The organism is Aeromonas salmonicida subsp. salmonicida (genome assembly GCF_001643305.1).
GTDB lineage: Bacteria > Pseudomonadota > Gammaproteobacteria > Enterobacterales > Aeromonadaceae > Aeromonas > Aeromonas salmonicida.
Genome location: NZ_LSGW01000102.1, coordinates 42,884 through 69,583 on the forward strand (window position 1 = coordinate 42,884; position 26,700 = coordinate 69,583).

Below are 26,700 nucleotides of genomic sequence, written 5' to 3' on the forward strand. Positions count from 1 at the left end.
AACGAAACAGGGCGCAACATGCGCCCTGTTTTTATTGTCATGCCGCCTGCGGGTTGAGCAGCCATGCGAGGATCTGCGGGAAGTGATCCTCCTGCGCCTGCGGCGCAGTCAGCATATTGATGTGATCGTAATCGAGCCGGTTGCCGTTATCCTTGCCAAGCCGGGTGTGGCGCGCAGCTGACCCCATCTCGACAGTGAAACGACGCACATCGGTCGGGTGACCCAGCACCTTGTCAGCCTTGGCCGAAATCATCCAGAGCGGCGGCCAGTTGACCCACGCCGCGGCTTCGTCATAGGCAAAGCCGTCAAACGGGTCCTGCCAGGGACCACATTTGACCCAGGGAATCGTCTCCTGCAAATAGCGCAGCGGCTCGTCATCCGCCCCCATCTTCAGACGGCGGGCCGCCAGAAAACCGGTGCGACGTGCCAGCCAGGGCGCCAGTCGATTCCAGATGAGATCCACCTTCAACCAGCGCTCGGGGTTTTGTACCGATACCCCGCGCTTGGTGCCAAAAAACACCAGGCTGGCGATCTGCTCGATCAGCTCAGGAAAACGCACCAGAGTCGAGGCCATGATGACGCCACCCCAGGAGTGGGCCATCCAGTGCAGCTTGAAACCGCTGTGACGCGCCGCAATCCAGCGGTGCAAAGCGGGCAGATCCTCGGTGATCAACTCATGCTGGCCATGCTCCGACTGCTCGGCGATGGCCGGAGTGCTCAAGCCCCGCCCCCGCAGATCGGCCACATAGACCTGATAACCGTGGCGTGCCAGAAAGCAGGCCAGTCCCTTGCCCGATTCGGTGTAGAAGATGCGGCCATTCTCGATGGCGCCGTGCACCATCAGGATCGGCTCGCCATGTACCGCCACCCGCGGCTGTATATGGCGCACATGCAGTTGATGTGCGCCACAGGGGATAAACAGGGATTGCTGTAACAGTTCCATCTCGATGTGACGTCCTCCGTGACGTGGGGTCAGTTGTTCGCGGCTAATCAGGGATCAGTTGCGATCCCAGCGGCGATCGCGACAGGCAAGAGCCCCCAGCAGGCAGATCACCCCTTCCAGGTCATGATGGTTTAGGGTGGCCGCAGCCTGGGCCCGCACCAGCGGTTTGGCGTGAATGGCGATACCGAGTCCGGCCACCCCCATCATTTTCAGATCATTTGCGCCATCGCCAATGGCCACTGTCTGGGCAGGACGAATACCGAACGCTGTCGCCAGCTGTTGCAGCACGTCTGCCTTGACGCTGGCATCGACGATGCGCCCGCTCACCTGGCCGGTCAGCTGTGCCCCCTCGACTGCCAACTCGTTGGCGAAGATGGCATCCAGCCCCAGCGCCTGCTGCAACTCACCAGCGAAACGGGTGAAACCGCCCGAGGCGATCGCCACCCTCCAACCGGCCTGCTTGAGGGTATCGACCATCAGCTGCAGCCCTGGCATCCAGGGCATCTGGGCCGCCACCTCATCGAGAATGGTCACTGGTGCGCCCGCCAACAGGGCGACCCGATTACGCAAACTGTCGGAAAACTCCAGCTTGCCCTGCATGGCGGCGGCCGTCACGGCGGCAACCTGGTCTCCCACGCCTGCCAGACGGGCAATCTCGTCGATGCACTCGATCTGGATGGCGGTAGAGTCCATGTCCATTACCAGCAAGCCGGGCTCGTTCAGGGTAGGCAGCGCGGACAGATGGCAGATGTCAATGTCCCACTCCTCGGCCTTGAGCAACTGCACCAGCTCGGGGGAGAACCTGTCCGTGCCCAGCAACAGCAAGGGCACCCCGGCTGGTGTACTCGGCGGATAGAGCTGCGCCTGAATATCCTGCGCCGCCAGCAGCTCGGCCAGACGCGCCAGATGCCGGGCGGCAAGAGGCTTGCCAAACAGCACCAGCCAGGCGCCGTCCAGCGGCTGGGCAACGGGCAGCAAGGCTTGTGGCGTCAGCTGCCACCAGGGGGCGCTGTGCAGGCACTCTGGCCACTCGGACAAGGCAGCGGGTAATTGGGACAACAGCATAGAGATAGAGCCTTCCTTGGTGATCATGGGGTTACAAAACTGGCCCAGAGTAGCGTATTGCTTTTTGTACAGGCAAGCGCCAAGATCCCGCCACCGCTTGTCATCAGGAGGCTCAACGCTTGCGTCATCTTCCCATCAAACGCGTTCTCAGCCTGGGCGCCGGTATACTGCTCGGCCTCTGGGTGCTCGGTGTGCTCATCCACATGCAGAGCGAGAGCCAGGCATCGCTGCACAGCGAGGCGCGCAACCGGGCGCAGGCACTGGTCGCCTATGCTGCCCGCGACATGAAACGCTGGATCAAGGAGGACAAAAACAGCGAGCTGGAACGGCTGGCCCAGGATCTGGCCGCCGAGCCCGAGATCCTCGATGCCACCCTCTATGATGCCCGTGGCATTCCCCTCGCCCAATCGGATCAGGCCGTGCCACTGGACAGCCTGCTCCCCATCGGCGGTGACAACAAGTCGCTGCCTGAGCAGGGCAAGGGACGCATCCAGTTTGTGCAGGAGATAGTTGATGAGGAACAGACGCTGGGTTACCTGCGCATCACGCTGGAAGAGCATCAATTACTGGCGGAGAAGGACACCCGGCTCAAGGTGATTCAGGAAAAACAGCGGCTGATGCTGCTGGTGGCGCTGCTGGCCGGTCTGCTTATCTCCTATGGTGTACGCCGCAACTACATGCGGGTGCGCAAACACAAGAAGAAGAGTCCGCCCTCATCGGATACGCCGGCAAGCTGAACCGGCAACAGGACAGTCGACTCATAAAAAACGGCGACCCGAGGGTCGCCGTTTTGCATGATGTGAATGGGGATTACTTGTCGCCCAGCAGGACGGAGTCCAGCGCGATTTCGATCATGTCGTTGAAGGTCAGCTGACGCTCTTCGGAGGTGGTCTGCTCGCCGGTACGGATATGGTCGGAGACGGTGCAGATGGTCAATGCCTTGGCACCGTACTCTGCGGCCACGCCGTAGATACCGGCCGCTTCCATCTCGACACCCAGGATGCCGTATTTTTCCATGACGTCGAACATGGAGGGATCCGGGGTATAGAACAGGTCGGCGGAGAAGATGTTACCCACACGCACCGGTACGCCCTTGTTCTTGGCGGCTTGCACTGCATTGGCGACCAGGTCGAAGTCGGCGATGGCAGCGAAGTCGTGATCCTTGAAGCGCAGACGGTTGACCTTGGAATCGGTGCAGGCACCCATGCCGATCACTACATCGCGCAGTTTCACGTCTTCACGCACGGCACCACAGGAACCCACGCGGATCAGGGTCTTCACACCGTAGTCGGTGATCAGCTCTTTGGCGTAGATGGAGCAGGACGGAATGCCCATGCCGTGGCCCATGACGGAGATGCGACGACCCTTGTAGGTGCCGGTAAAGCCGAGCATGCTGCGCACGTCACACACCTGCTCGACGTTCTCCAGGAAGGTTTCGGCGATGTACTTGGCGCGCAGGGGGTCACCCGGCATCAGTACGGTATCAGCAAAGGCGCCATCTTTCGCATTGATATGAGGAGTTGCCATTCTCTTGATTCCTTCACACTAGGTTGAGTTTTATTGTCTTTATTGGTTGCCCGCCACCTGGGTGACGGGCGGGTAAATTACAGGAAGCTGGTACCGTATTCCAATTTCGGCAAACCGTGGTAGGCCGCTATGCTCTGACCGATGTCGGCAAAGGTCTCTCGACGACCGACGGAACCCGCCTTGACCGGCTTGCCGAAGAACAGCACGGGGATGTATTCACGGGTGTGATCCGTGCCACCCCAAGTCGGATCGCAGCCGTGGTCGGCGGTCAGCACCACCACATCGCCGTCCTGCAGTATCTCGAACAGCTCCGGCAGACGGGAGTCGAAGTACTCCAGCGCATCGGCGTAGCCCTTGACGTCACGACGGTGACCGTAGGAGGAGTCGAAGTCGACGAAGTTGGTGAAGACGATGGTGTTGTCACCGGCCGCTTTCACCTCTTCCAGAGTGCGATCCCACAGCTCGGTCAGACCCGTGCCCTTCACCTGCTTGGTGATACCCTTGTTGGCATAGATGTCGGCGATCTTGCCGATGGAGACCACCTGACCACCCGCTTCTTTCATGTAATCCAGCACTGTCGGCGCCGGCGGCAGCACGGAGTAGTCGTGACGGTTGCCGGTACGCTTGAAGTTGCCCTTGCCGCTGCCCACGAACGGACGCGCGATGACGCGCCCTATGTTGTAGGGCTCCAGCAGCTCGCGCACTATGTGGCACAGCTCATAGAGCTTCTCGAGGCCATAGGTCTCTTCGTGGCAGGCGATCTGGAACACGGAGTCGGCAGAGGTGTAGAGGATCGGCTTGCCGGTGCTCATGTGCTCTTCGCCAAGGTCATCCAGCACCTGGGTACCGGAAGCATGGCAGTTGCCGAGGTAACCCGACAGCCCAGCCTTCTCGACGATGGCGTCCAGCAGCTCCTGCGGGAAGCTGTTGTGGTGATCCTTGAAGTAGCCCCACTCGAACAGCACGGGCACACCTGCAATCTCCCAGTGGCCGGACGGTGTGTCCTTGCCGGAAGAGAGCTCCTGAGCGAAACCGTAGGCACCGACAACCTCGATATCCTTCTTCAACCCTGCCGGGAAGTAGCCGGAAGCGAGTTCGCCCGCGTGGCCCAGCCCCAGCTTGTTCAGGTTCGGCAGATTGAGGGCGCTACGGCCTTCAATGTCACCCGCCGCGCAGGCCTTGGCGATATGGCCAAGGGTATTGGCGCCCACATCTCCGAACTTGTCGGCATCGGCAGCAGCGCCAATACCGAAAGAGTCCATCATCAGAATAAAGGTACGTTTCATGGGTTTTCCCCTTGTTACAAATCAGCCAGACCGATGCGACGGTAAACCTCAGGCAACGCCTGGGGCTGGGTATCACCGATCTTGACAGCTGCCTGCACCATGCTGGCAGCCTGAGCAAATTGATCTTCAGTTTGAGCGTGGATCAGCGCGAGCGGCTTGTCAGCATCGACGCTTTGACCCAGTCGGATAAAGTCGGTCAGACCGACGGCGTAATCGAGCTTGTCACCCGCCGCGCGGCGACCGCCACCCATGGCAACCACGGCCAGACCCAGTTCGCGGGTATCCATGGCGGTCACGAAGCCGGCATTGGCTGCATACACAGGGCGCACAATAGCAGCCTTGGGCAGGTAACTGTCATAACGTTCCATGAAATCGGACGGACCACCAAGGCCAGTGACCATGCGACCGAAGATCTCGGCCGCTTTGCCGTTGTCCAGCACCGCCTGCAGTTTGCGGCGAGCATCGGCGTCATCGCTGGCCAGATGGGCAGAGATCAGCATCTCGGCACACAGGCTCATGGTGACTTCGTGAATGCGCGGGTTGCGATATTCACCGGTCAGATAACGCACTGCTTCACGCACTTCCACCCCATTACCGGCGCTGGAGGCCAGCACCTGGTTCATGTCGGTCAGCAGGGCAGAGGTACGGCAACCGGCACCGTTGGCCACTGCCACTATGCTCTTGGCCAGTTCCTCAGATGCTTCAAACGTCGGCATGAAGGCACCTGACCCCACCTTGACGTCCATCACCAGCGCTTCCAGCCCGGAGGCAAGCTTCTTGGAGAGGATGGAGCCGGTGATCATGGCGATGGATTCAACGGTGGCCGTGATGTCGCGTACCGCATAAATGCGCTTGTCGGCGGGCGCCAGATCGCCGGTCTGGCCAATGATGGCCACACCCGCCTCTTTCACCACTTTCAGGAAACGATCGTTGTCGACCGAGGTCTGATAGCCGGGAATGGCATCCAGCTTGTCCAGGGTGCCGCCGGTGTGGCCCAGACCACGACCGGAGATCATGGGCACGAAACCACCGCAGGCGGCGACCATGGGGCCCAGCATCAGGGAGACCACATCACCCACGCCACCGGTGGAGTGTTTGTCGACAATCGGGCCCCCCAGATTGAGGTGCTCCCAGTTCAATACCATGCCGGAATCGCGCATGGCGCAGGTCAGGGCGACCCGTTCATCCATGGTCATGTCTTTGAAGTAAACCGCCATCGCCAGCGCCGCAATCTGGCCCTCGCCTATGGTGTTGTTGGTAATGCCCTGAACGAAGAATTGAATCTCTTGGGTACTGAGCGCTTCACCGTTACGCTTCTTGCGAATAATTTCTTGAGGCAAAAACATCTTTCATTCCCTCCACCATTGCTGGCGTTACATAAGCCGTTATCCCTGCCCGCACGCCGTCTGGCGGGGGCATAACAGGGCGAGCCGCGCTCGCCCTCTCATCAACTTAGTAACCGCTGGTGTTGGCAGGTTTGTCGCCATGCCCCAGCGTGGCCAGCAGGCTGGCCAACAGGCTGGATGCACCAAAGCGGAAGGTCCGGGCGGATACCCACTCTTTGCCCAGGATCTCTTCAGCCATGGCGAGGTACTGACCCGCGACAGCGGCATCTTTTACGCCACCGGCCGGCTTGAAGCCGACTTTCGGGTTCTTGGCCTTGATCACTTCCATCATGATGCGGGCCGCTTCCGGGGTCGCATTGACCGGCACTTTACCGGTGGAGGTCTTGATGAAATCGGCACCGGCATCGATACAGATCTCGGAAGCACGACGGATCAGCGCCTCTTCTTTCAGTTCACCTGTCTCGATGATCACTTTCAGCAGTGCCTTGTCGCCACAGGCTTCCTTACAAGCTTTGACCAGATCGAAGCCAACCTGTTCATTGCCAGCCATGAAGGCGCGGTACGGGAACACCACGTCCACTTCGTCAGCACCGTAGGCGACGGCGGCGCGGGTCTCGGCCACGGCGATCTCGATGTCATCGTTGCCATGGGGGAAGTTGGTCACGGTCGCAATGCGCACGTCGGCGGCACCGATTTCACGCAGAGTTTTGCGAGCGATGGGGATGAAACGGGGGTAAATGCAGACAGCGGCGGTCAGGCCGGCCGGTGACTTGGCCTTGCGGCACAGGTCGACAACCTTCTGATCGGTGTCATCATCGTTCAGGGTGGTCAGGTCCATCAGGTTCAGAGCGCGTTGAGCGGCCAGTTTCAGATCAGTCATTCTATTCTCCAAAGTCTCGATTTAATCCAGATCTCAAGGGCGAGCGTCTGCCTGTCGCAACGCAACCAGCAAGACACGACTCCCCAGGATACGGGAATGGAATTACAGCGCGAATGCACAGGCACCATGCAGGCACTACGACTGTAAATAAGGCAAGAGCCCTGTCACTTTCTTACAAAAGTGCGGACTTGGTTCCATGAAGACTTGAGAAAGGCCGACGACTTCTGACCCGACTTCCCAATCAATTCCATTTGACCGCCAACACCCGACTTGATCGGGTATTAGTCAATGCCAGCACCCTGCTGGCAATGCCTATTTCAGCCGAGATACCCCGTGTTTGCAAGCCGGATTTGCCAATTTCAGAGGTACCTCACATCTGGCAAATCCGGTACTGGAAAGTGCGTTAAGAGAAGAAACGTGTGAGTACCCAGGAGTAAGCAATGCCCCCGAGATAGACTCCGACGATCCCCATCACCCCGGACAGGACGGGTGGTGCCGGGATCGGCAATTTGAGGAAAGAAAACAACAAGCCAACAATAAAGCCGGCCGCCATCGCCAGTAGCACTTCATTCATATAACCTCCGATTTGACTCATTTTATTATTAGTTTAGAAAGGAAAACGGTTGTCACCGCCCCAAACGCGAACGCCACAGCATTTCGCTGTGGCGTTCGTCTTTACCTGAGTGTCAGGCAAATATTACATGGCAGTCAGTGCCAGGAAGAAGCCTGCGATAGTGGCAGACATCAGGTTGGACAGAGAGCCAGCCAGTACAGCTTTCAGACCAAATCGTGCAATGGTGCCGCGACGGTTCGGTGCCATTGAACCCAGACCACCCAGCAGGATGGCAACGGAGGACAGGTTGGCAAAGCCACACAGGGCGAAGGAGATGATGGCTTTGGTGTGGTCGGACATGGCCACGCCGTTGATCAGCACTTCATCCTTCAGATACGGTGCAAAGTTCAGGTAAGCCACGAATTCGTTCACAACCAGCTTCTGGCCGATGAAGGAACCGGCAACCACGGCTTCGCTCCAGGGTACACCGATCAAGAAAGCCAGCGGGGAGAACAACCAGCCCAGCAGCAGTTCCAGAGAAAGCTCCGGCATGCCGAACCACCCACCCACACCAGAGAAGATACCGTTGATCATGGCGATGAGGCCTATGAAGGCCAACAGCATGGCACCTACGTTCAGGGCCAGTTGCAGACCGGCGGATGCACCGGCAGCGGCGGCATCGATCACGTTGGCAGGCTTGTCTTCCAGGTCGCCATCGGCAGAGTTTTCGTCATAGCTGGGGGATTCGGTTTCCGGCACCAGCAGCTTGGCGAACAAGAGACCACCCGGCGCGGCCATGAAGGAGGCTGCAATCAGGTATTCCATCTTGACGCCCATGGAGGCATAACCGGCCAGCACGGAACCGGCAACGGAGGCCAGACCACCACACATGACGGCGAACAGCTCGGAGTCAGTCATCTTGGAGATGAAAGGACGCACGACCAGCGGCGCTTCAGTCTGACCAACGAAGATGTTGGCAGTCGCAGAGAGGGATTCGGTACGGGAAGTGCCCAGTACTTTTTGCAGGCCACCACCCAGCAGCTTGATCACCCACTGCATGATGCCCAGATAATAGAGAACCGCGATCAGGGAAGAGAAGAAGATGATGACGGGCAGAACGCGGAAGGCAAAGATAAAGCCGCCGCCACCGAACACTTCAAACATCTTGTTGCTGACCAGGCCACCGAACAGGAAGTCGATACCATTCTGGCCATAACCGATGACGCTGGAAACGGCATCAGATACACCCACCAGAATATCGCGACCCACAGGGACATACAGTACAAATGCACCCAGACCAGCCTGGATTGCGAAGGCACCGGCCACGGTGCGAATTCTTATTGCCTTGCGGTTGCTGGAAAACAGCACCGCGATAAGGATGAGCGTTGCCATCCCCACCAGACCCATTATCAAATTCATTATTAACACTTCCTCTTTAGTAGCACCTTCCAGCTTGTTAACAACTTGTGTATTTCTGCTGTCAATCAAGGGTGCGCATTATACTAATTACGGGAAGACAAAGTAGAATGCTGGTCACATTTTATAAGCATGAAATGCGCTGAAGGTCGCCAAATTAGACCGCAAACGATTTTTACTCCCTGCAACTTTCAGCAAAACGCAACCTGACGTTAATCAAATGTTACCAAAGCCTCTTTCAATCTGGAAAGTACGCAAAGTGGATTCATGTAACACCGAAGCAACATGAGACAATGGCTGTTGCCGCAACTCGGCCAATAGTTGCGCAATTTTTGGCAAGTTGGCGGGGGTGTTTGGCGCCCCCTGCTGACCCTGTAACGGCATGTCCGGCGCGTCAGTCTCCAGCAGCAAGGCTTCCAGCGGCAGATCGCGGATCGCCTCCCGTGTCTTGTTGGCCCGATCAAAGCTGATCACTCCTCCGACGCCCAACCGAAACCCCAATTGCCAGAACGCCTGTCCCTGTTGCAGGGAACCACTGAAGGCGTGAATGACTCCGCCTCTGGCCGGTTTGAAGCGTCGCAATATTTTCGCGACCGTATCGTTGGCCCGTACCGAGTGGACTATCAGTGGCAGCTCATGCTCCATGGCCAGCCTGATTTGCGCCTCGAACAGTTCAAGCTGACCCTCCTGCGGCACATGGGAGCGCAGATCCAGCCCGCATTCCCCAACCGCCACCAGCCCGCGGGGCCGGGCAGCCAGCAATCCTTGCAACCGGGTCAATACCCCTGGCGTCTGGGCGCCCACGTACCAGGGATGAATACCCAGTCCATAGGCAATGCCCGCATGCTGTTCGCTCAGCGCCATCACCCGGGTCCAGTTTTCCTCCCCCACGGCGGGAATGATATACTCGCCGACCCCCAACTGCCGGCACTCGGCCAGCAGCGCCGTCCGGTCGGGATCGAAGACCGGAAAGTCGAGATGGCAATGGGTGTCGATCAGTTGCATGTCACTTTCACCTGTTTGTCGTATTTGATGGGTCTACTCAATAATGAAACACTCGAACCTTGGCTTTACCCTGATTGAACTGGTGCTGGTCATCATAGTGCTGGGGATCCTGGCCGTCACCGCCCTGCCCCGCTTCATCAATATCAAGGATGATGCGCTCAAGAGCACTGTCTCCACCACCGCAGCCAGCTTTGCCGGTGCGGTGCAACTGGCCCATGCTGGCTGGGCGGTCAAGACGAGAGGGGAGCCGCTGGCACTCTATAACTTTAGCGGCATGGGTAAGCAGGATCTCGACATCAACCGGTTTGGCTGGCCGGTGGGCACCAAGGAAGACCAGGGAGGCCAGAGCCCCGATACCATTTTCCCGGGTGGCGACAGTGATCAGATCTCCGTCAGTAGCCGGGATGATTGCGAGAGTCTGTTCGAAGGCCTGCTCGATACCAATCAGACAGCGACCGATGAACTTCATACTGATGCAGAGAGCGATTACATCTCACAACTCATCCCGGCCGATGCCCAGATCGATGGACCACTACGCCATGACAACTGCCGCTATACTCTGCGTGACTCCATCTCCCGCTTTCCAGCTTACCCGGATGGCTTGAGTTTTGACTACAACAGCGTTACTGGTGCCGTGACTCGCAATTTTGATTGAGAGACTCTGCATCGCACTCTGGCGCAGCCTTCTTTGTCTCATCGTCATCATAACGAACCGGCATGCAGCAGCGCCGGTTCTCCGGGGTGAGCCCCCACTCCTGACACCAGTCATCGTAACGGGCCAACCAGCGTAACAAGACACCTTTCATCGTCTGCTCCTTGGGGTTGCTATAAAGCGGTTCTATACCCTGCTCCATTGCCTCATACCGGCCAAGCACAATCGGGCCAACGGCATCATGGCGCTTCGGACGGCAACAGCAGCCCCATGCTGATCTCGTCGACATAGCCCTCGTCCAGCCGATACGCCTGCCGCCGCAACCCCTCATCCCTGAAACCACACTTGCGGTAGAGTGAATGAGCCACTTCGTTATGGGCCATGACACCCAGCTCCAGCCGGTTGATACCCAGATCGCTGGCCGCCTCAATAAGCGTGCGCAGTAACCGCTCTCCCCAGCCCTGACCGCGCGCACTCGGCCGCAGCCCCATCACCACCATTCCACAATGGCGATTGCGATGCATGTTCCCTCCCAACAGGACGGCAAAACCCTGCACCTCACCGCCCAGGCTCAGCAGCCACATCCGCTGATTGGAGCTGGCCCGCATAGCCGCCAGACGCTGGCGCTGACCCTCGACATCGGAGGGGCGCTCCCCTGCCTCATACAGCATGAAGCGGGTCTCCCGATCCAGTTGCTGGAAGAAGTGGTCCAGCGCCGCCGCATCCTCCACGTTTGCCAGACGAATCGTCATGCTCACCCTCCCTGTTTGGCTGCAGTGCCGGATCACGGTCATAAAAAAACGACTCCATTTGGAGTCGTTTTTATCAGAGCCATCTGGCCAGTTCAATCAATGGCGATACCGGCAGATCACTTGCCGGCAGGCAGACTGAGTCTGGCAACAGCTTCAACGTGCATGGAGTGAGGGAACATGTCCACCGGCTGCACCTCGTCCAGCATAAAGCCCTGCTTGACCAACCAGGCGAGGTCGCGGGCCAAGGTCTGCGGGTTGCAGGAGACATAGACCAGACGGCGCGGCGCCATGGCGACCAAGGTCTGCAGTACCGCCTTGTCACAACCCTTGCGGGGCGGATCCATCACCACCACATCGGCGGTCACGCCCTGGGCGTACAGCTCGGGCATCAACTGCTCGGCCTTGCCCACATGGAATTCGGTGTGCTCTATGCCGTTGAGGGCCGCGTTGCGACGGGCATCGCTGATGGCGCTCTCGACCGATTCTATCCCCACCACCTTGGCGGCCTTGCCAGCCAGGAAGAGGGAGATGGTGCCGATACCGCAATAGATGTCGAACACAGTCTCGTTGCCGGTCAGCTCGGCATACTCGAGGGCGCTGGAGTAGAGCACGTCAGTCTGGGTCGGGTTGTTCTGGAAGAAGGAGAGCGGCGAGATCTCGAACTCGAGTTCATGGATCTTGTCGCGGATCACCCCTTCCCCCAGCAGCACCCGGTTGTTGGCCCCTAGAATGCGGTTGGTGCGCTCATCGTTGATGTTCTGTACCAGGGTGGTGATGGGCAGATCGCTCAGGGTAGCCAGCAGCTCCGCTTCGAATGGCAGCGCTTCACCCAGGGTCACCAACACCACCATCAGCTCACCGCTCTTGAAACCCTTGCGGGTCATCAGGTTGCGCACGCAGCCAGTGTGGTTCACCTCGTCATAGGCCGCGATGTCATGCTCGCGCATCCAGTTGCGCACACGGGCATTGAGCTCCACGTGCAACGAGTCCTGCACAGCGCAATCGTCGGCGGTGATGAGATCGTGAGAGTGCTTGCGATAAAAGCCGATCTCGGCACCGGCTTCGCAGCCACGCACCGCGTATTGGGCCTTGTTGCGATAGGCGAACGGGCTCTCCATGCCGAGGATGGGGTTGACTGTGGTGTTACCCAACCCGGCCTGCTCCAGTGCGCTCTGCACCAGAGCCTGCTTGAGCTTGAGCTGGGCCGGATAGGCCAGCGGGCGTACCTGACAACCACCGCACTCTGTGTTGGGGCAAAAGTCGGCGACCCGATCGGCAGAGGGCTGGAGCAGCTCGGTGACCTTGCCGTGCAGATAGTTCGGCTTGACCTCGGTCAGCTCCACCAGCGCCTGCTCACCGGGCAGCAGACCCTCGACGAACAGGGGGCGGTCGAACAGGCGTCCTTTGCCATCTCCCTTGTCAGTCAGTTCCAGGATCTCGATCTGGTGTTGATGTCCCACTAACGGCATGAGCGGCTCCAAAGGCATAGAAAATGATGGGGAAAATGGGGCAAGCCCATTAAGGGTGGCAGAGTTTAGCGGAGATCTGCCAAAATTGCAGGCATAAAAGGTTGGGTAAAGCGCACTCTACTTTTGCAGACATAAAAAAGCCGCCGGCATAACCGGCGGCGCACTCTTATTGGCACAGGGCCACGACTGGGTTACAGGCTATAAGCTTTCTCGCCGTGGGTAGTGACATCCAGCCCTTCACGCTCCGCATCTTCTTTGACTCGCAGACCGACCATCAGATCCACCAGCTTGAAAGCCACCACAGAGATAACACCGGACCAGAGGATGGTGACTCCAACCCCGATAGCCTGGATCTTCACCTGAGTCAGGATGGAGTAACCCTCCGCAACCTGGTTGGTGACATAGTCCCACACCCCGGTACCACCCAGATCCGGGCTGGCGAAGACGCCGGTCAGCAGGGCACCATGCTGGAACAGATAACCAGCCGTCGCCGTTGCTGCGGCTGCGGCATCAGCCGTGGTATAGGCATCCGGGCCCGCCCAGTACCACACCATGTGGGCCAGCGGTATGTAGGCGAAGGTGAACCAGATCACCGAGAACAGCAAGACGGCGGCGAACTTGATGCGCTCGGCGAAGGCCCCCACGATGAGGCCGCAGGTAATGGCCGCGAAAGCCCCCTGGAACACCACGTAGATAAACTCGCTGATACCGACACCTTTGCTGAAAGTGGCCGCGATGGAATCAGGGGTTACCCCCTTGAGCAGCACCTTGCTGAAAGAACCGTAAAGGCTGTTGCCCTCGGTAAAGGCCAGTGAATAACCGTAGATCACCCACAGCACGCAGATGAGCGAAAACAGGGTAAACACCTGCATCAGCACGCTCAACATGTTCTTGCTACGTACCAGACCGCCATAAAACAACGCCAACCCGGGGATCGACATCAGGATCACCAAAGCGGCAGAGAGCAGCATCCAGGTGTTGTCCCCCTTGTTGATGGTCACGGCAGGCACCGCTGCCTGCACGACATCGACCGATGCGGTCACTATTACCTCTTCAGCCCAACTGGGGCTGGCCAGCAAGGCGGCAAGCGCCAACAGGCCTGTCATCACGAGTCTCTTGAGCATACTGCCTTCTCCTTCCCTGTCGTCCCGGCACCAGTCCGGGTCCATTTCCTGATATGAATATCGAATCTATGAGTTACGCCGCACACTGAATCCACTTTGTTGCACCACTGTTACTCGGTAGTGCATCGACTTGTCCAGCATCATGGCAATCTCAAAGCATAAAACAGGCCAACTCACTAAATCATTTAAGATCAATATCTTGAAATCATACAGGCTGAGCAATGCACCAGAGTTGAGCACAAGGCACGTCAGCGTGGGAGCAAGGGCGCACTTATGCTGTGCAGAGTAACCCGCTCGCACCGAAATAGAGCAGAGCATAAGCCAGGACAGATGACAGATCGGTAACGACCAAACAGCAGGTAACAACGGGGATATACCTGGCTACCGCCCGTGATGAATGTGGATACAGAGAGAAAACAGTGGAGAGAAGCGAGCATTGACACAATATCAAAGGTCATCAACAAGGATAGTCTTTGACATTGGCCGGGATCTGACAGGGCGCAGTCATGAACATGCCGCCACTTTGGCGAGACTGCATCCTGTTCAGGCACTGAAAAAACAAAAGGCCACCCGCTTGGGTGGCCTTTTGTCATTGAATTAGTTGATGGTGCCGGGGTCTCTATCGAAATAGCCACTTAAATGCATGATTAAAAACAAAATAAAAGTAAATAATAAAACTTTGAGCCCCCAAAAAGGCCCCCTTTCGCCAGAGGCTTAACGACACGAGCGCCGGCAGTTAGACCTGTGGCCGACATAAAGCACGGCTTTTTCAGACTACCTCTGTGTCTATACCATTTTTCAATAAGCATGTGCCCAGGGTCACTATGTCACGACGTGGTGCTGACACACTTGGTGAAAAGCAATGCGGCCCATTCTTGGGCCGCTGCTGTATACGGTTGGTGTGGCGCTTGGCTGGTTAGGCTTGCTCAAGCTGAGCCGGTATAAATCCTTGCTCACGTAGCGACTGGATAACGCCGCGCAACAGGTAGTTATTGGCAAAGCAGATCACATACTGCCTAGCTCCTTCTTGCACAGGTTGCAGCATCTTTTGTTCGAGTAGTTTGTTGATTTGGTAGGTTCTCTGAGCTGGCTTTGCTAGCTCAGGTATTGCCTTTGCTAAGTCACCAGCTTTGATTAACCCTTGTTGCGAGCATGCGAGTCGCAGGATCTTAAATTCAAGATCGGTCAAGAGACCGCGCTTCTTGGAATAGGCGAGTGCTGGCAACAACACATGTTCTTGCAAGTACGCATACCGGGTTAACTGATCCACTTTTTTCAATTCAGCCAAGATCCCATCCAGGACGTAAATACACCATGTTTCTCGCCCTTCCGCCGTGCCCTCATCTGCTGCGGACAGCATTCTGTAATAGCGGTTACGATCATTGCAAAAGACTGCCGTTGGATTCAGTACCCGCCCACCATCTTTGACGTTGAAGCCATATTTGATCAGCAAGGCGTAGGTCAACAGGCGCACTGTCCTGCCGTTTCCATTCGTGAACGGGTGAATCCAGCCGAATCGGTGGTGCGCCAGCGCGACCTTCATCAGGTCATACTTCTGTGAGTCCGCCCTATTGATGAAGTTGACCAAATCAGACATGTAGCCGGGGACTTGAATATGCTCCGGAGGCAAGTGCGTTGATTGAGCGATACGAACGCCCTCTTGACGGTATGATCCAGGAGTGCGATCACCCTCACGTTCAAGCGATGACACGGCAAGCGTGTGTAGCTCTCGGATGAGGTGCTCTGTAAAAGGCATCCCAGGTTCAACCACCTCATCGATATACGCCATGGCGTGCTCAATGTTGGAAATCTCTCTCAGGTGGTCAGTACCCTGAATTTCACCATCAACCCGGCTTTCGACATAATCGGCCAAGGTAGTGTGGTTACCTTCAATGCGAGCAGATCCTAAGCTCTCCAGCAGATGAAAAATCCCCTTCAATTGGAAGAACAACGGAGCTGGGGTATCGCCTGCCAGTTGTAGTCTTCGCAAGTGCTCAAGCTCCGTGAGCACATCAACCAATGGGGAGTCGAATGAAGGGTTCAACAGCTCAAGTTCATGATGAACAAATCGAGGTATGTTTGACATACATTTCAAATCCTGCGAATGAGATAAATCAAAAAATAACACATAAAGCATTGAGATAATTATCTTAAGCTAGTTTTCACCGCATTCAATTTTTCATAAGACCTTTTACTAACAAATCAAAACCAACCTTCGTGCTATGTCAAAAAAACCCATTCAGGCTATGTCGCTCCCCCACCCCGACAAGTACCCATCCACTGTTGCTACTTGGCTTTTGAGATCACCATAGGTATCTGACACATGCAAAGATGCGGCGGACACCACACGGAGTGCGGTGCCCCTCCCCCCCCAGCCACTAACATCTAACCTTCAAAACAGATAAAACCATGCTCAAAATCGCAGTGTTGTCCTCGTTTTGCATGAACACTCCCCAGCCACCAGATCGGCGTGACGGGAAGTGAAAGATTTTGAGGGATTCTGAAGGATTGTCTTTCACCCCTTCATGGCGGCCCCACGCCAATACTGGTGCGGGGCGCAGCCATGCGGGAATAATCTTTCAAGTGAATGGAAATCGACACATAAAGCGGGCAGGCGAGGCGGGGTCCCGATTGCGCGCCAGGGGGGCTGGCACTCTTAGCCGCTGGTTGCACCAACCAACGCTGGTGCTCTCGCGGCCACCGATGAGTATCAAGGTGAGGGGGAGGCCAGCGGTTGCATAGCGGGTCACTCGTGCGCGTATACGAGGGCAGCAAAAAGCCCGCATAGGGCGGGCTTGCTATGGGGTCAATAGATGCTGGATTTGAAGGCTAAACCAGACTCATGCCTCTCGTAAATTCTTGCTGCGGGTCAACATTGCATCCGGTGACCAGTTATCACGGCTGGCCTGCACTGCAGATTTTGGTTCTTCCGTTTGCTCCATGCGCAAGGCCTGTTTTGTACGAGCACTATTTTTGGCTGCTGGGCTGCCTACCAAATCAAGACGGATCAGATTGCTCGGAGGAATACGCTTAATCTCTTCCATGACCACCGGATCCAGTTCCGGGTCAGTATCTCTCCAGATTGGTTCAAGCAACTCAGCCACCAATGACTTCACCATATCGAGCGGGAGGATTTCTGCTGGCTCTATCAAGCTGGAGGGAGTGAATACCGTGCTGGTATCATCCTGTAAGAATGAACTGATGGCCGCTTTCTGTCTGCCTCTGGACACTAACCTGGCCAGCAGTGGCAAAAGTGGGACCAGAGCCTCCCGAGCCTCATCCTGATCGCTGGCGATCAACCCATCCAGATAGGTGTTTGCTAAGTTTACACGCTGCTTCAGGTGCTGGCCCCACAGCTCCTGCCCAGAGCATGAGCGTTCAAATGCACCGTCTTCCAACTCTGCGGCAATGACCTCCATGTCAGCCAACTCACTCTCAAGCGACGAGATATGAGCAGACAGCTGTCGATACTCTTTTCCAGCTGTTTTCCCCTCGGCAATCGCTGCTCGCCGGAGTTCACGCCCTCGCTGGATCTCCTGCTTGAGCTCTTCAATGTGCGGGCGACTGATACAGGTCAGCAAACGATGCTCTCCATCATGCCACCCCATATATTCGTGGTGTGCTTGTTGGGCTACCTGCACTAGATCTGTGATGTTATGCATTTACTATCTCCAAGTCGGGTTGAATGATCAGCAATCTGTTTCGGTAAGGTGCTTCAGGTCCGCAGTTAGGCTATCCATGCTTTTGGCAGTGAAGTTCATCACCCCCGGCTGGCTCGTGGATAACAGCTCGAGTTGCTGCGAGAGGCGTAGCAGGAGCCTTTCATCGCGTGGCTGCAACGGTACCTTGGCCAATGTCTTGGCATTGGCGGCGTATTGGCGCAGTTCGCTTTGTGTCAGGCCATCCAGGTTATCCAGCAAGATCGCCTCCTGCTGGGGGGTCAGCGTGGGTACTGTGGCGTAGATGCGCCCACAGATAGCGCCAAAGTCATGCAGCTTGGTCATCGTGATTTCTCCATCGGGTGAAGGGGGAAACGGGGGACATGGCCATGGTCAAAGGCCATTGCTGACATGGGCCGCTTCCAGCTTGACCAGATCGATCCCATGTTGTTTCAACGCGGGTTCAATCTCGGCCCGAATGAAGCGATACCGGCCATTTCGGCCCAGACGGATTGGGCGTGGTAACTCGCCCCGTTCGACCATGCGGTCAATCGTGTCGTAGCGACAGCCGATCAACACGGTCAGGCGCTTACGCTCAATGAACACTTGATTGGTCATCATGCTCTCCTGATGTTGGTTACTTTATGGAGGTTGCAACGGTTTACGCAGAGAGACGAGCCACCGCCATTGTGTAATGGCGTTACACAATGGCGGTTATGACTGTCTCCGCTATGAGAGATGATGCGGCGGTTTCAAGCGAAATGTGAGCAGCGGCCAGTGTATCCAGGGCGGACACACTGGTGGAGTTGGATATTTCAGCTGGATTGAGGGGAATCACCCCTTAATGGCTATTGGTAATCAGGTCGTTACGGATGAAGGTCAAGCCCAAGTGCTTGGTTAACTTTATGGGTCTTTTTGACTGCTTTTGCGACGGGATAGAGTGCTTGCTGGATCTCTGTGGCAAGAGGCTGTAGCTCCGCCAACGCTGCAATCGCGGCATCTGCTTCGTCCTTGGGTTCTATTGCCTTGGGGTCGCGAAGGATCGCCGTAAATGCGGCAAGGATGGGGGACAAAATCTCTCTCATCCTACCCTCCATGGCGGTGACGGCCTGCTTGGCCCAGCGTTCGGCCCGTATTGCCATTGCCTCCGCCTGCTCGGCCTGCAGCAAAGAAGCGTCTATGCGTGCCTGAGCCTTGCGGTTGGCTTCCTTTACTCTCTCGGCAGCCTCAGCCAACCGGAGCGCTGTTGCGGCTTCCTGGGTGGCCAGTTCGGCCAGCCGACTCTCTGCGGCCTCAATCTCAGAGGTTCGCAGGATCACCGCCTCCAGTAAGTCCTGACGCTGATCGGCCATGTGTCGAGCACCATACAACGCAGCAGCCTTCGTCGCGGCCAGTAGCTGCCCCTCGGTGTAGAGCGGAGCGCCCCGCCCCAACAACCCGGTTCGGTGCTCAACCTCTTGCATAGAGATGATTTGGTTGATTTTCCCCATGGTCGGCCCTTTCGGCTTCGTTGCATTAATGAGCGCAGCATGGGCAGACAAAGCCCGCTGCTCCGCGTTCCACACCTCCCTCTGCAGTCGCCGCCGACGCGGGCCTATCCTGGCAAGCCCAAAGTCCGCGGACACAATATGTATCTCGTCCTGCCAAGCTCTCATGGCCTGATTGAACGCGAGACGTTGCAGACCCTTTCGCTCCCCTCGAGCAGCTGAGGCCCGCGCCGCTGCAACCCCAGGATGTACAGCACCGAATGATTCGCCTGGCTGCGGTACCAGGTAAAAGTGGATGTGCCGATGCGGCTCATCAACATGCTCGACTACCGATTTCAGCCTGTCGCCATGCTTTGTTTTCAGATACCCAATCATGGCGTCACGATACCTTGGCCAGAGCTCATCGGGCAGGTTCTCCGGGACACTGACCACGCCAGCCCCTAAACACAGTCCGTCAATCCTCAGCTTACGCCCTCGCGGGTCAACGGCCTGCTCCGCCCATGCCATGGCCTGCTGCACTGCCTCCGATGGCATAACCCCAAACCGTAGGATCGGCGGATTAGGCTCTTTCACATGTGGATGAGCACCGGGTTTACGCTCAGCCTCATCCGCTATCTGCTGGGCTGACAGTACCCGCCCCGTCTTTGTCTTCCCGCCTTGTCGTGCATACCCGTCAATGTGTGCAAACTGACATCCCGCCATACCTGACCTACCTCCCCCTGCTTGCTCTCGTTCCACGCTACCCCAAAAGCGAAAATGAGTGGGCGAAAACTTACGCATAGTGACATAGTGACCGACTTTGCTTATGCGCTTGAGTCCTTCGTCCTCTTCGGCATAAGCGTCGGCCCTGCGGGGCGCGGCTGGTAACACCAGCATGGGAGGGAAACTACGAGCCCTAAACACGGCCAGCCAGAGAAAGGATTTGACACAAAGCATCGCTTTTTGCTATTCGCGCACGCACACATGCATGTGTGATGTAAAAACGATGGGAACAGTGGGAACATGGGAACATTGCCCGCTAACCCTTGCCACTACTGGGTTTCTCTGTTCCCACAGTCGCTGGAAGGTGTGGGAACAAAGGGAACAGGGGTTGGGAACATTTCCGACTTGTTCCCACTGTTCCCAATCTGTTCCCACGAAATTCCGTGAGCGTGGGAACATTAGTATCACTTGCTGGATAAGGCTTTGAAGGTCATTTATCTATCTTGTTCCCACTGTTCCCATATTTTTATTAAATTAACGCCTGCGGGCGCACATGCGCGAATAGCATGAGCAGCCACAAAAAGTAAAGGGCCGCACGATGGCGACCCCTTGCTTTCTTCTGGCTGGCTACTCGTCTTCCGGCCCATCGGCCTCATCGGCTAGCACTCTCTCGGTCAGCATGTAGATCCAGACCGTTGCGCCGCCATCCCGCAGGCGGATCTTGCGCTGGGCTCGTTTGCCATCATTCGAGGGCAACAGATAGCCCGCCTCCAAACAAAGCTGGGCCACCCGCTTGGGATCCCGACCTCGGGTGATCTCATTCCAACCGGGAGGCAGCACGATAAAGCTCACGCCATCGGCTTCCTTCTTGCGATAGCCGACCATATTGGCCGGACGGTGGTTGGGGTCGAACCAGTCGGCAAAGCGGCTGTGCTGATGCGCCACAACAAAACCGCGCACCTGCTCCAGGGTGGCCTTGTCTTCCTTGTTTCCCAGGTGCCCCCGTTCATCCAGCCACGCCTTGAGGCATATCCGCACGGCGCTGGTCGCTTCACCCTGTGGCCAACCGGTGATCCCCAGTTCAGTGGCAAGCTCACCCGCTGCGGCCACTATGGCAAAGCGATTGATAGCCCGCCCAACCTGATTACCGGCCCCCGTTGGGGTCAGCTCGACCGCCAGACGCTTGATCTCCGGCTTCAGGCGCTCCTTGTGTGCGTCCAGCCCTGTTGCCAAGGTCTCGATGTAGGCACGAAATGCGGTGCCGTATTCGCGCTTACAAGCCTCGTTGAGGGCATCGGCAAAGGCGCGCCCATCCGGTTGGTTGTGCAGCACCTCAAACGCACCGTGCTTGCCGGTGCTGCTCGGGATCTGGATGGTACGTACCTCCATCCCGGCTTGGGTACGCTTACCCGCTTCGGCGGCGTGATCTTCTAGGGATAGTTCACCCGTGGAGAGGAACAGCAACCGCCACGCCTTGCGCTCTTTTAGCTCACCATCCTGCTTGCTGCGGCCCTTGCCTTGGCCATTCGCTAGCATGTAGGCCACCTGTCCGGCCTCACGCCCATCCAACTCGCCCAGTTCATCCAGGCACAACAAGGCATCGTTACGCCGACTGGCGATCCCCTCGATGGCGTTGCCAGTCGCCCGCCAGGTGTGACAGTAGCGATCGGGCTGGCCATAGATGCTGGCGGCGGCCTTCATGATGGTGGACTTGCCATCGGTACTCTCGCCCTTGAGGTGGAAACCGCCACCTTCCTGCCCCACCAGTGACAACAGGGGGGCGGCGAAGGCCAGCGACAAGGCGAAGCACAGGCGGGAGTTACCCACGGCCATAGCAGCGATCTGGCGCTGCCAGTCGGCCAGCTCCCCCGAGCTGGTGAAGTCGCTGCTCAGGTAGCCGGCCGATTGCAGGATCACCTGCTCAGCATCTGGCCCGATGCCCCCACCCGGCAGCACATACGCTTTGCCGTACCAGCCGGTACGCTCGACACAGGTCACCCGCCGCTCGGGTTGGCTCATCATCAGATAGACCGCCAACTTGTCGAGCTTCTTGAGGTTCACAAAGGGTAAGCCGCCATTGAGTAAGGACGCCAGCGCCTCCTGGCCACCACGGTGGACCAACATGCTGACCGGCATCGCCCATTGCCGAGTACGGCCAGCCCGATCCTGCCACTCCAACAAGCGCCCTTGGCCATACCCCGCCTCGTCGGAAGTTTCAGCAACCACCCGAAGCTCAGGGGAAATCAGGGTTTCCTCCTGCCGGCCGTTCTGTCCCGAGCCAACCCATTCATGCACGTAGAGCATGCCGTCCCGGATCTCATAACCCTCAGGCAGCTCCTTACCATCAATTGGCTGCTCCTGCTCGCCTTGTGCATCTGGCATGGAATGCAATGGGATCACCTCGGCTAGCTGCCCTTCCTTCTGGCTGGCGTCTTGCTCCTGGGTCTGTTCAATCTGGCTCATGATGGCTCTCTTGGTCTCTTCAAGCCCATGGGCCTGGTAATAGTCGTTCCAGTCTCCTGCAGTGGGCGGTAGTGCGACCACGGCCCCCACCGCAACGGCGGCTTGCTCGGCCTTGGTCTTACCCGGGTTACCCGTTGTGGTGGCATCGTTGTCGGCGGCAAGCAATAACCGGCACGGTTGCAAGGGGTCGTCCATCCCCCTCACCACCTGAGCGATGGCCAGCAAGTTACCCGCATCCATGGCGCAATAGACGGTTGCCCCGGTCGCCAGATGCACTGATAGCCCGGTGGCATAGCCCTCGCAAACCGCCACCAGGGCACTACCCGGGATCCGGTGGCAGGCAGCCTGCTTCTGGCCACCGGCAAGGTAGTGCCTCACCCCGTCATGGCGGATCAGCTGTACGTTCACCAGTTCGCCGGTCTCGCTGTAGAGCGGCACCACCAGGGAGCGAGCGGGGAACGTCTCTTCCCCCACCCGGATCAGGGAGCTATTCAACAGCCCACCGGGCCAGCTCAAGCGCTTGTGTGACAGATAAGGGGATTGGCCAGGCTTGCAGTCGCGCAGGATATCTGCAGCGCGTCTGGCGGCTTTCTGGCGCTTAATCTGCTGCTGTTGTTGCTCTACATCAGCCTGCGCGCGCTGTTGCTGCTGCAATTGCTCTCGATCTGCTTCTGATATGGCAACATGGGAAATGCCAAGCACCCCCGCCACCAGTTCCGCAGCATCCTTCGGCAACTTACCGGTTACACGGCGGATCAGATCCAGCCCGTCACCCGCGCCACACTGGCTACAAATCCAAGTACCGCGCCCGCCCTTGTCATCGAGCCGAAAGCGGTCTTTCCCACCACAAGCCGGACAAGGCCCATGCTGCTTACGTGGCGGTACCGTCACCCCCAGATTTGCCAGCAGTTCCGGCCAGTGGCCACAAGCCGCGGCGGTGACATCAGAAACAAACGTTGCCCCGTTCATGCCTCACCCCCAACCAAAACGGTCACCAGCTCGTTGAAAGCCCGCTCGTCTAAACCAGCCTTTAGCTGGCGGGCCTGTTTGGCAGTAACTGCCCCCGCCATACCGTCGGTGCTGGCAATAAAGTCATCGCGCTGCCGACGGCAGGCAAATGCGCTCAGGCTACCCGCTTGTGAACGCTTGCCAGTCTTGGGGTTGGCCGGGCCAACGAATGTGGGTTGTTGAGCCGCTGGAGCCCATGCGTAATAGGTCATACACCCTCCCTGCGCTTGGCCAGTTCGACGGTCTCAAACTCGGCAAAGACCGGGGCGAGCAACACACTGATCACACACGGCTCGATATGGGACTGATTGCCATTGAGAACCTTGAGCAGGACGGAGGCATAACGATTGATCCGTTCAGCAGGGTCCTCCAGCGGTGTCCCGGCACAGCACGCCTCCAATTCATCAAGCTGGGTCTGCAATGGATGCAGCAGATCGGAGAGCTCCAAATAGAGCATTCTTTCGGTATTGGACTCACAGATGCAGCTCAAAGCAGAAGCGAGCAGTGCAGACTGCTCAAACAGAGCCTCAGCCTGAATCACCTGGCGAGTTCGAATGGTGCGTTTCATGCTGCAACCCCCTTGCTCGGGGTACGGGACAAAAACACTAGGGGTAGACCGGCCAGCGCAGACCGGGCTTGTGTTTCGCTGTTGGCAAAGGCGGAAATGGTGCGGATACGGCGTAGGTCTGCCAAGCGGCAGGTACGGGAATGCTGGATCAAGAAGGTGTAGATCATGGCCTGTACTCTCTCGTGGTTTAGTGAGTCGGCCATGCTGCAAATGAGGATGCGGCATGGCGTCAACTACCTCCACGAGAAGGCGGGCCTTATTCACCCTTGCGGGCTTATTGGGGCCTCTCAACCATACCGCAAAAGCGGATACACTCCCGCCGTGATCGGCGTGAATGTGAAGTTCATCTGTGCGACAGCCTGGGGTAGTAGCCCAAATGGCAGGCACAAAAAAACCGCTAATTGTCGGTTGCGGGTAACCGCTCGTGGAAGTAGTACTGTTAGGGTTAGTAGCCCCAACAGATAAGATCGTACCGTGTCTGATCGTGTCATGCAATATCATTTTCGCCGCCCTCACGTTCAATCCGGGTAGCCAGCATGGCTGTTAGCCTCATCTTGCGTTCAGCGAAAGGCATGTCTGCGTCCAGGAAGGTGGCATTACTGCGCTCAAGAAAGGCGACCAACGCCAGTTGATATGCGCTCAGGTGTTTCCGTACCTCGCCTTTCAGACCGTGTTGGGCCAGCCATGCTTTGCCATCCATCCCAAGAACCAGCCGATTGATCATGCCCAGCTCATTGCTGTAATGGTGACCAGCAGTCTCCTTACCCAGCCTGGTACGGTGTTGCAGCAGAGCGCGACACATTAGCCCGTGGTAGTCCTTGCTGGCTTCCCGTTCAGCTTGCCAATGGGCTTGTGCCGACACTTGCTGTTGCGGGGCAACCTCGGCTAGCCGCCGTTCGCAGTCGATAAAGTAGCGGCGCGCACGGCGGCCCTCGGTGTTTCGCTCGAGCATGGCCAACTCCTTGGCCATGTCCAAAGTAAGGGCGTAACCCTTGACTCTCCGATCCCGCGCTTTGGCGCTATTTCTCTGATAGAGCCGTGCCTCATTTGTATCTGATAAATTTATCGCGCTCAAAATGACTTCATCGAATCTGGCGAAGTCTGCCCCTTCAATAAAATCATATTCGGCAATACGGGCTTTCATCCAATTGGAATATTCTTGCCCAGATTTCAAGAAGGCGTGCAGCTCACGAGCATTAATGGTCTGGACGCGCTCACTACCAACCATATTTTCATGCAGTGGCAACAATTCAGCCATGGCGATCACAATATCATGAGAATGGAGCGTATGAGTGGAGTTGTTTTTTGGCACAGCTTCGCCCTGAGCTATATGCCCCTGTTGTTTGTTATTCATGGCAATAAAAACCTTACGCGGTTCCGCTGACTGGCTTAGTAATCAGAATACTGATATTATTGATCAGCGGTAATTGGTGAATGATTGGTTTGGGCTGCTCCTGCTACGGGCGGCCCTTTCTTTTGGCTAACACCCGGATATTAAGCAGCCTTACCCTGGGCATTCATCCAACTCCGAACCTCTTCGGCCCGCCAAGCGGTTACTCTTTCTGACAATTTTACTGGTTTTGGGAATGTACCTTTTGCTGACCAGCGCCAGACTGTAACCACAGCAATTCCTAATACCTTGGCAAGGGTGTCCACCCGGACAAACCCCTCTTTCGGCAATGCAAATTCTGATTTCAATGACATGGTTTGTTGCTCCTTTACGTGTCTTGTCGTTGCGGGAGTAATCAAACCATGTTGGTTCCTATCGGAGGGGGAGTTATTGAAAAGTACCGGAAGTTATTGAATAACTATCTTAACTGGCTTCTGCTCTGTCTAGCCAAGCTCTCAACGTTTTAGGGGTTACGCTGCTCAGCTGTTTGCTATGGCCGTTACGGGCTATTTTTTGCTGTAACGCTTCTGTACTGCCCTGAAGATCGGCTGAGGTATAGCCAAGAGCCTTCAGCAAATCAACAATAGCTTTACTCTGGTTCGCAGTAACACGTGGTGATGTGTCTGATGGGTCTATAGGATGGGTTAACAGTTTGCGAGGTTGTTTGCTCAGTGAATTCCCTGAGGCAATCCCATCCCTCAACCTTGATAAGTCATCATAGCGAACTCTAAAAAGGGACACTGCGTGTTCAATATCGGCGCCCATTATACTAATGCAATCAGACCCTATATTTACTTGCATATCAATTGATTCTATTTTTTCTATATTTTCAAACCCGACTCTAAACCCCTCCCTTAGATAAGAAAAAGGAATGGAAACCTCATGTAAACCAGAAAGCCAAACTCTATAGGTGATATAATCCAAAATTATTGAACTTTCACACGTAGCGAGTTTTCCTTCTAAGGTATCATCAGATCTATTTATTGGTGGAGCAAATTTATCTAGTTTAATCCATATCTTGGTATAGTCAGCCTGAACATAATCAATATTAGTATCGCTATCATCTTGATATTCATCTTTCTCACTAATAAGGAAGATAACATTTGTACCATGTTTATATAAAGTATCATACCAAATATTGGTATCTTCAGTATCTGTGGTGCCAAAGTCGCATTGATAACAGATAGTGCCAGGCACTCCCCCTTCAAAATATATTTGCTTACACTCAAATCCACTTCCGCCGCAAGGCTTTTCACCATCTTCATCAAGTTTTATATATATATTTATGGCGCCGATTTCATACCAATGGTAAATATCTTCGAGCTCGCACTCTAAATAGCTGTTCAGAATATGTGATCACCGGAGGAAGGGAACTCAGTCCAGTTTGTGCGATCTCATTAGTCGC

The 26,700-nt window shown here is 56.5% G+C and carries 27 protein-coding genes; 2 read left to right on the forward strand and 25 right to left on the reverse strand.

Going from position 1 to position 26,700, the window contains the following annotated elements; genetic code table 11:
- Positions 1-37: 37 nt before the first annotated feature.
- Together AXW79_RS19480 and serB are read right to left on the reverse strand one after the other, a co-directional pair.
- Positions 38-943, reverse strand: a complete 906-nt coding sequence (locus AXW79_RS19480; protein WP_005320433.1) for an alpha/beta hydrolase family protein — start codon at positions 941-943, stop codon at positions 38-40.
- 54 nt (positions 944-997) lie between these two features.
- Positions 998-2,008: a phosphoserine phosphatase SerB gene (gene serB, locus AXW79_RS19485; protein WP_005320431.1), complete on the reverse strand. Its 1,011-nt coding sequence runs from the start codon at positions 2,006-2,008 to the stop codon at positions 998-1,000.
- 119 nt (positions 2,009-2,127) lie between these two features.
- Here serB and AXW79_RS19490 point away from each other — a divergent pair, with 119 nt between their 5' ends.
- Entirely contained in the window at positions 2,128-2,745 is a 618-nt protein-coding gene (locus AXW79_RS19490; RefSeq protein WP_005320429.1) for a YtjB family periplasmic protein, read from the forward strand.
- A 73-nt stretch (positions 2,746-2,818) separates the two neighbouring features.
- Here AXW79_RS19490 and deoD read toward each other — a convergent pair whose 3' ends face one another.
- The 7 genes from deoD to AXW79_RS19525 all read right to left on the reverse strand — a co-directional run bounded on the left by deoD (position 2,819) and on the right by AXW79_RS19525 (position 10,021).
- On the reverse strand, positions 2,819-3,535 hold the full coding sequence (gene deoD, locus AXW79_RS19495; protein WP_005320418.1) for a purine-nucleoside phosphorylase: 717 nt from the start codon (positions 3,533-3,535) through the stop codon (positions 2,819-2,821).
- A gap of 77 nt (positions 3,536-3,612) precedes the next feature.
- Entirely contained in the window at positions 3,613-4,821 is a 1,209-nt protein-coding gene (locus AXW79_RS19500; RefSeq protein WP_005320416.1) for a phosphopentomutase, read from the reverse strand.
- A gap of 14 nt (positions 4,822-4,835) precedes the next feature.
- The gene (gene deoA, locus AXW79_RS19505; protein ID WP_005320414.1) at positions 4,836-6,167 is read right to left on the reverse strand and encodes a thymidine phosphorylase; all 1,332 of its coding nucleotides are present in this window, start codon (positions 6,165-6,167) and stop codon (positions 4,836-4,838) included.
- Positions 6,168-6,273: 106 nt separating this feature from the next.
- The gene (gene deoC, locus AXW79_RS19510; protein WP_005320412.1) at positions 6,274-7,047 is read right to left on the reverse strand and encodes a deoxyribose-phosphate aldolase; all 774 of its coding nucleotides are present in this window, start codon (positions 7,045-7,047) and stop codon (positions 6,274-6,276) included.
- Positions 7,048-7,450: 403 nt separating this feature from the next.
- Positions 7,451-7,621, reverse strand: a complete 171-nt coding sequence (locus AXW79_RS19515; protein WP_005320410.1) for a XapX domain-containing protein — start codon at positions 7,619-7,621, stop codon at positions 7,451-7,453.
- A gap of 123 nt (positions 7,622-7,744) precedes the next feature.
- Positions 7,745-9,019, reverse strand: coding sequence for a NupC/NupG family nucleoside CNT transporter (locus tag AXW79_RS19520; protein ID WP_005320408.1), 1,275 nt, complete (start codon positions 9,017-9,019; stop codon positions 7,745-7,747).
- Between the two features lie 213 nt (positions 9,020-9,232).
- Positions 9,233-10,021, reverse strand: coding sequence for a TatD family hydrolase (locus tag AXW79_RS19525; protein ID WP_005320406.1), 789 nt, complete (start codon positions 10,019-10,021; stop codon positions 9,233-9,235).
- 43 nt (positions 10,022-10,064) lie between these two features.
- Between AXW79_RS19525 and tppF the strand changes: the two genes are divergently transcribed.
- Complete coding sequence (gene tppF / locus AXW79_RS19530) at positions 10,065-10,676, forward strand: type IVa pilus pseudopilin TppF (RefSeq protein ID WP_005320404.1); 612 nt, start codon at positions 10,065-10,067, stop codon at positions 10,674-10,676.
- Here the strand turns inward: tppF and AXW79_RS22535 are convergent.
- The 16 genes from AXW79_RS22535 to AXW79_RS23110 form a co-directional block, all read right to left on the reverse strand.
- Entirely contained in the window at positions 10,645-10,827 is a 183-nt protein-coding gene (locus AXW79_RS22535) for a DUF5363 family protein (RefSeq protein WP_011899104.1), read from the reverse strand. The genes tppF and AXW79_RS22535 overlap by 32 nt on opposite strands.
- Before the next feature lie 85 nt (positions 10,828-10,912).
- Positions 10,913-11,467, reverse strand: coding sequence for a GNAT family N-acetyltransferase (locus AXW79_RS19535; RefSeq protein WP_073531772.1), 555 nt, complete (start codon positions 11,465-11,467; stop codon positions 10,913-10,915).
- 74 nt (positions 11,468-11,541) lie between these two features.
- The gene (gene rlmD / locus AXW79_RS19540; protein WP_005320400.1) at positions 11,542-12,894 is read right to left on the reverse strand and encodes a 23S rRNA (uracil(1939)-C(5))-methyltransferase RlmD; all 1,353 of its coding nucleotides are present in this window, start codon (positions 12,892-12,894) and stop codon (positions 11,542-11,544) included.
- Between the two features lie 191 nt (positions 12,895-13,085).
- Positions 13,086-14,018, reverse strand: a complete 933-nt coding sequence (locus AXW79_RS19545; RefSeq protein WP_005320398.1) for an ammonium transporter family protein — start codon at positions 14,016-14,018, stop codon at positions 13,086-13,088.
- A 916-nt stretch (positions 14,019-14,934) separates the two neighbouring features.
- The gene (locus AXW79_RS19550; RefSeq protein ID WP_005320396.1) at positions 14,935-16,104 is read right to left on the reverse strand and encodes a Fic family protein; all 1,170 of its coding nucleotides are present in this window, start codon (positions 16,102-16,104) and stop codon (positions 14,935-14,937) included.
- A 754-nt stretch (positions 16,105-16,858) separates the two neighbouring features.
- Positions 16,859-17,680 (reverse strand): hypothetical protein, encoded by an 822-nt coding sequence (locus AXW79_RS19555; protein ID WP_005320395.1) that lies wholly within the window; start codon positions 17,678-17,680, stop codon positions 16,859-16,861.
- A 27-nt stretch (positions 17,681-17,707) separates the two neighbouring features.
- A complete protein-coding gene (locus tag AXW79_RS19560) occupies positions 17,708-18,022 on the reverse strand; it encodes a hypothetical protein (RefSeq protein ID WP_005320393.1) in 315 nt (104 codons plus the stop codon).
- A gap of 48 nt (positions 18,023-18,070) precedes the next feature.
- Complete coding sequence (locus AXW79_RS19565; RefSeq protein WP_005320392.1) at positions 18,071-18,295, reverse strand: helix-turn-helix transcriptional regulator; 225 nt, start codon at positions 18,293-18,295, stop codon at positions 18,071-18,073.
- A 248-nt stretch (positions 18,296-18,543) separates the two neighbouring features.
- Entirely contained in the window at positions 18,544-19,539 is a 996-nt protein-coding gene (locus AXW79_RS23890) for a hypothetical protein (RefSeq protein ID WP_227534453.1), read from the reverse strand.
- A gap of 954 nt (positions 19,540-20,493) precedes the next feature.
- Positions 20,494-23,298, reverse strand: coding sequence for a DUF927 domain-containing protein (locus tag AXW79_RS19575; protein WP_011899110.1), 2,805 nt, complete (start codon positions 23,296-23,298; stop codon positions 20,494-20,496).
- Positions 23,295-23,549 (reverse strand): hypothetical protein, encoded by a 255-nt coding sequence (locus tag AXW79_RS19580; RefSeq protein WP_005320385.1) that lies wholly within the window; start codon positions 23,547-23,549, stop codon positions 23,295-23,297. The genes AXW79_RS19575 and AXW79_RS19580 overlap by 4 nt, the downstream gene beginning before the upstream one ends.
- On the reverse strand, positions 23,546-23,905 hold the full coding sequence (locus tag AXW79_RS19585; protein WP_005320383.1) for a hypothetical protein: 360 nt from the start codon (positions 23,903-23,905) through the stop codon (positions 23,546-23,548). Before AXW79_RS19585 ends, AXW79_RS19580 begins: the two co-directional genes overlap by 4 nt.
- A complete protein-coding gene (locus tag AXW79_RS22540) occupies positions 23,902-24,072 on the reverse strand; it encodes a hypothetical protein (protein WP_162096738.1) in 171 nt (56 codons plus the stop codon). The genes AXW79_RS19585 and AXW79_RS22540 overlap by 4 nt, the downstream gene beginning before the upstream one ends.
- A 320-nt stretch (positions 24,073-24,392) precedes the next feature.
- The gene (locus AXW79_RS19590; protein ID WP_005320382.1) at positions 24,393-25,259 is read right to left on the reverse strand and encodes a phage repressor protein; all 867 of its coding nucleotides are present in this window, start codon (positions 25,257-25,259) and stop codon (positions 24,393-24,395) included.
- Positions 25,260-25,399: 140 nt separating this feature from the next.
- The gene (locus tag AXW79_RS22545; RefSeq protein WP_227534454.1) at positions 25,400-25,609 is read right to left on the reverse strand and encodes a helix-turn-helix transcriptional regulator; all 210 of its coding nucleotides are present in this window, start codon (positions 25,607-25,609) and stop codon (positions 25,400-25,402) included.
- 109 nt (positions 25,610-25,718) lie between these two features.
- Positions 25,719-26,492, reverse strand: coding sequence for a hypothetical protein (locus AXW79_RS23110; RefSeq protein WP_011899113.1), 774 nt, complete (start codon positions 26,490-26,492; stop codon positions 25,719-25,721).
- Between the last annotated feature and the right edge of the window lie 208 nt (positions 26,493-26,700).

Bases quoted from the DNA above. Each gene is read 5' to 3' on its own strand.
- AXW79_RS19480 (WP_005320433.1), bottom strand. From the start codon at position 943: ATGGAACTGTTACAGCAATCCCTGTTTATCCCCTGTGGCGCACATCAA.
- serB (WP_005320431.1), bottom strand. From the start codon at position 2,008: ATGCTGTTGTCCCAATTACCCGCTGCCTTGTCCGAGTGGCCAGAGTGC.
- deoD (WP_005320418.1), bottom strand. From the start codon at position 3,535: ATGGCAACTCCTCATATCAATGCGAAAGATGGCGCCTTTGCTGATACC.
- AXW79_RS19500 (WP_005320416.1), bottom strand. From the start codon at position 4,821: ATGAAACGTACCTTTATTCTGATGATGGACTCTTTCGGTATTGGCGCT.
- deoA (WP_005320414.1), bottom strand. From the start codon at position 6,167: ATGTTTTTGCCTCAAGAAATTATTCGCAAGAAGCGTAACGGTGAAGCG.
- deoC (WP_005320412.1), bottom strand. From the start codon at position 7,047: ATGACTGATCTGAAACTGGCCGCTCAACGCGCTCTGAACCTGATGGAC.
- AXW79_RS19515 (WP_005320410.1), bottom strand. From the start codon at position 7,621: ATGAATGAAGTGCTACTGGCGATGGCGGCCGGCTTTATTGTTGGCTTG.
- AXW79_RS19520 (WP_005320408.1), bottom strand. From the start codon at position 9,019: ATGAATTTGATAATGGGTCTGGTGGGGATGGCAACGCTCATCCTTATC.
- AXW79_RS19525 (WP_005320406.1), bottom strand. From the start codon at position 10,021: ATGCAACTGATCGACACCCATTGCCATCTCGACTTTCCGGTCTTCGAT.
- tppF (WP_005320404.1), top strand. From the start codon at position 10,065: ATGAAACACTCGAACCTTGGCTTTACCCTGATTGAACTGGTGCTGGTC.
- AXW79_RS22535 (WP_011899104.1), bottom strand. From the start codon at position 10,827: ATGAAAGGTGTCTTGTTACGCTGGTTGGCCCGTTACGATGACTGGTGT.
- AXW79_RS19535 (WP_073531772.1), bottom strand. From the start codon at position 11,467: ATGACCGTGATCCGGCACTGCAGCCAAACAGGGAGGGTGAGCATGACG.
- rlmD (WP_005320400.1), bottom strand. From the start codon at position 12,894: ATGCCGTTAGTGGGACATCAACACCAGATCGAGATCCTGGAACTGACT.
- AXW79_RS19545 (WP_005320398.1), bottom strand. From the start codon at position 14,018: ATGCTCAAGAGACTCGTGATGACAGGCCTGTTGGCGCTTGCCGCCTTG.
- AXW79_RS19550 (WP_005320396.1), bottom strand. From the start codon at position 16,104: ATGTCAAACATACCTCGATTTGTTCATCATGAACTTGAGCTGTTGAAC.
- AXW79_RS19555 (WP_005320395.1), bottom strand. From the start codon at position 17,680: ATGCATAACATCACAGATCTAGTGCAGGTAGCCCAACAAGCACACCAC.
- AXW79_RS19560 (WP_005320393.1), bottom strand. From the start codon at position 18,022: ATGACCAAGCTGCATGACTTTGGCGCTATCTGTGGGCGCATCTACGCC.
- AXW79_RS19565 (WP_005320392.1), bottom strand. From the start codon at position 18,295: ATGACCAATCAAGTGTTCATTGAGCGTAAGCGCCTGACCGTGTTGATC.
- AXW79_RS23890 (WP_227534453.1), bottom strand. From the start codon at position 19,539: ATGATTGGGTATCTGAAAACAAAGCATGGCGACAGGCTGAAATCGGTA.
- AXW79_RS19575 (WP_011899110.1), bottom strand. From the start codon at position 23,298: ATGAACGGGGCAACGTTTGTTTCTGATGTCACCGCCGCGGCTTGTGGC.
- AXW79_RS19580 (WP_005320385.1), bottom strand. From the start codon at position 23,549: ATGACCTATTACGCATGGGCTCCAGCGGCTCAACAACCCACATTCGTT.
- AXW79_RS19585 (WP_005320383.1), bottom strand. From the start codon at position 23,905: ATGAAACGCACCATTCGAACTCGCCAGGTGATTCAGGCTGAGGCTCTG.
- AXW79_RS22540 (WP_162096738.1), bottom strand. From the start codon at position 24,072: ATGATCTACACCTTCTTGATCCAGCATTCCCGTACCTGCCGCTTGGCA.
- AXW79_RS19590 (WP_005320382.1), bottom strand. From the start codon at position 25,259: ATGAATAACAAACAACAGGGGCATATAGCTCAGGGCGAAGCTGTGCCA.
- AXW79_RS22545 (WP_227534454.1), bottom strand. From the start codon at position 25,609: ATGTCATTGAAATCAGAATTTGCATTGCCGAAAGAGGGGTTTGTCCGG.